At 48.3% G+C, this 3,133-nt stretch carries 3 protein-coding genes; 2 read left to right on the forward strand and 1 reads right to left on the reverse strand.

Going from position 1 to position 3,133, the window contains the following annotated elements:
- Positions 1 to 422, reverse strand: a 422-nt coding sequence (locus tag RMO84_RS08455) for a response regulator (RefSeq protein WP_310488024.1), incomplete at its 3' end; no start/stop codon positions are given.
- 444 nt (positions 423 to 866) lie between these two features.
- Here RMO84_RS08455 and RMO84_RS08460 point away from each other — a divergent pair.
- A complete protein-coding gene (locus RMO84_RS08460) occupies positions 867 to 1,424 on the forward strand; it encodes a hypothetical protein (protein WP_310488025.1) in 558 nt (185 codons plus the stop codon).
- A gap of 544 nt (positions 1,425 to 1,968) precedes the next feature.
- The gene (locus tag RMO84_RS08465) at positions 1,969 to 3,042 is read left to right on the forward strand and encodes a glycosyltransferase family 4 protein (protein WP_396135803.1); all 1,074 of its coding nucleotides are present in this window, start codon (positions 1,969 to 1,971) and stop codon (positions 3,040 to 3,042) included.
- The last annotated feature ends 91 nt before the right edge of the window (positions 3,043 to 3,133 follow it).

The raw sequence follows: 3,133 nt of genomic DNA on the forward strand, positions 1-3,133 counted from the left end.
TGCTTGGCGATGCCTTCCATTTCGGGATTTTGGGAGGCGGCTACCGCTACAGTCCGACGCTCTAGGAGATTTTGAACGATCGCGATCAGTTCGTCGGGATCGAAAGGTTTAGACAAATAAGCATCGACGCCAGCGTGATAGCCAGAAATGCGATCGGCTTTCATGCCTCTAGCCGTTAAGAAAATTACTGGGGTAGCTTTAAACCTGTCGTCATCCCGCATTCGCTTGAGGAATTGATAGCCATCTTCTTGGGGCATCATCACATCCGAAATGACTAAATCCGGTAACTGTTGTTGCAGTAATTCCCAGGCTTCCTTGGCACTGCTGGCTACTTGTACCGTATAGCCGCTATCTTCGAGATATGCTTGGACTGCTTCGCGCAATCCTGGTTCGTCATCTACTAATAAAAGTTTGCCTGCCATTGTGTTGCGTTCCTATCCCCTTGCAGTCTGTACTTCTCACTTTAGCAAAAGTTGTCGGGTTTAATCTGAGTTGGGGCGACTACTTCGATCGATAGTCAGCATTCGCCCATAGAAAAAGACCGATTTTTGGGTTGACTTTGGGGTCGATCTTTCGAGTGCGCTCATACCTCCTGTGTCTCTAGTTAGCTGGCTGTCAGTACATTGGCGGATTGCATCTGAGTAGCGTTTGCTATGATAGATGGGCATCGGAAATCGAGATTTTCTTAAAATTAAACCGATCGAGAGTGCGATCGATATTTTAGTCTCAATTTCGATCGATCGCCTCCTGAGTTGCAATTGATGAGTAGCGTTTTGATAACACGATAAATATGCGCTGCTAGTTATTCGATCTGTCGATCGATCTCTTGACGATCGAATTTATTATTAAATTAATTATTTAGCTTAATGCTCCTCACTAATACAGCAATTCCAGCATCACTAATGGTCGCAATTTGGAGTTTACGCTCCGTACCGATTAGTCTGCTGATCTTAATGTTTGTGTTTAATAGTGGTAGTCTCGTCGCGCCGCATCCTAACGGACATTTTTGGTTTGATGCGATCGCCGCGATCGGCATTATTGGGACGATCGGCTACTGGAATAAGCTCAAACGCTTATGCTGGAATGTGGGTTTGACGATCTATGCGTATATTTTCCTGGTTTTATTGCTGCGCAATCCTTACGAAATATTGACTGCGGCAATCCAAGGACAACTAGTTGCTGACGATTGGCAGTCTATTTTTAGCAGCTTATTTGTAGGATTAGGGATATTTGGCATCGGGGTATTATTAGAATTTTTAATTTTTCAGCTCCGCCAATCGAGAATTTGGGCGTGGTGGCTGGCATTATTGGTTTCGATGTTATATGTCGCGAGTATTGTCTTCTTCTTTTCTGGGACACTTGGGATCTGGAGTTTGCTCGATGCCGATACCAAGCGTAGCTTTAGACGTCGGGTTGGTAGTTAGATCTAAGAGGATGTTTAAAAAGTTGTTTTTGCTACCCATAGACACTAGAGATCCCCCTAAATCCCCCTTAAAAAGGGGGACTTCCGGATCTTGTTCCCCCCTTTTTAAGGGGGGTTGGGGGGGATTCAGATCTCAAAACGAAGTCCGACAGACTTGTGTATACACGGTAGCCCTTTTGAAGGGGGGCGAGGGGGGATCTTCTATGGTTTGCGAGTGCTATCTTAAAAATTAACTGGAGACGATCGCGATCGCCAAACTTACCCACATATAGCAGTCGCCAAGGCTATTAGGACACAGCGATTGAAATCGCGGATGCAATCACGCGGAGGTTTCCTCCGCATGTGTTGCACCAAGCAGCCGCTGGTGATGCAAAGTCCGCCTGTCTTGACGCGCTAATCCATCGGGACTCCCGACGAGCGCGCGTCGCTACGCGGACTAATTAGAAAACGTCCTAACGATCTTGGCGATTGCTATATAAATTAGCCGATCGATAAATTGTTGTAAAATCGAGAGCATCCACCCAAAGACTCCCATTGTTTTGCAGATTCCAGATTCCAAACTCAGAATTCTCATCCTCTCTACGCCTGTCGGTGCTCTCGGTTCGGGTTTGGGGGGTGGTGTCGAATTGACGATCGCCAATCTCGCCCGCGAATTGCGATCGCGCGGACAGACGATCGAGATTATCGCTCCTACAGGTTCTCAACTAGGCGATCTATCGATTATTCAAATCCCTGGCGAACTCCAACTCACCGCCCAAACTCAAGCACAGGCGGCAGCAATTATCATGCCTGGAGATCCGGTACTCGCCAATATGTGGGCAAAAGCCAGAGCAATCCAGCACGATTATGACCTTATTTTTAATACTGCCTTCGATTGGCTGCCATTTTATCTGACGCCATTTTTTGACATCCCGATCGCGCATTTCGTGAGTATGGGTTCGCAAATAGCCGCGATCGATACGGCGATCGAACGCGTCGCGATCGATTATCCTGGGACGATCGGCGTTTGTACCCGCACCCAAGCTGAGACATTCAGCTTTGCGGAGCGATGTTGTGTTGTCGGCGGTAGCGGTGTCGATCCGGCTGTCTATGAGTACTGCGATCGTCCTGACAATACTTTAGCTTGGCTGGGGCGAATCTCACCAGAAAAGGCTCTCGAAGATGCTGTTGCCGCCGCCGAGCGGACGGGCATGAAGCTCAAAATTATGGGCAAAATTCAAGATCCTGACTACTGGGCAAAAATCCAACACGATTACCCCCACGCACCGATCGAGTATCTCGGCTTTCTCCCCACTCACGAGCTACAACAAGCTCTGCGCACTTGCAAAGGCATGTTGATGACACCACGCTGGATCGAAGCTTTTGGGAATGTAGCCATTGAAGCACTCGCCTGCGGCGTCCCAGTCATCGCTTATCGGCGCGGCGGGCCTGCTGAAATCATCACCGATGGTAAAACGGGATTTCTGGTCGAACCAGACAGTATAGCGGGTTTAGTAACCGCGATCGATCGATTGGATGAGATCGATCGATCCGACTGTCGCCATGCTGCCGAAACAGTGTTCTCGCAAGCGGCATGGGGAAGTGCGATCGAAAATTGGTTTTATCGGCTGGCGAAGTAACAGCCCAAAGACGCTAGATCCTTAAATGACCTCTAATTCATCTTCTCGCAGATGCGCGCGGAGCTTATCATTATCGAACTTGACAATCAAC

Origin of the sequence: Chamaesiphon sp. VAR_69_metabat_338, from assembly GCF_031423935.1 — a bacterium.
Classification (GTDB): domain Bacteria; phylum Cyanobacteriota; class Cyanobacteriia; order Cyanobacteriales; family Chamaesiphonaceae; genus Chamaesiphon.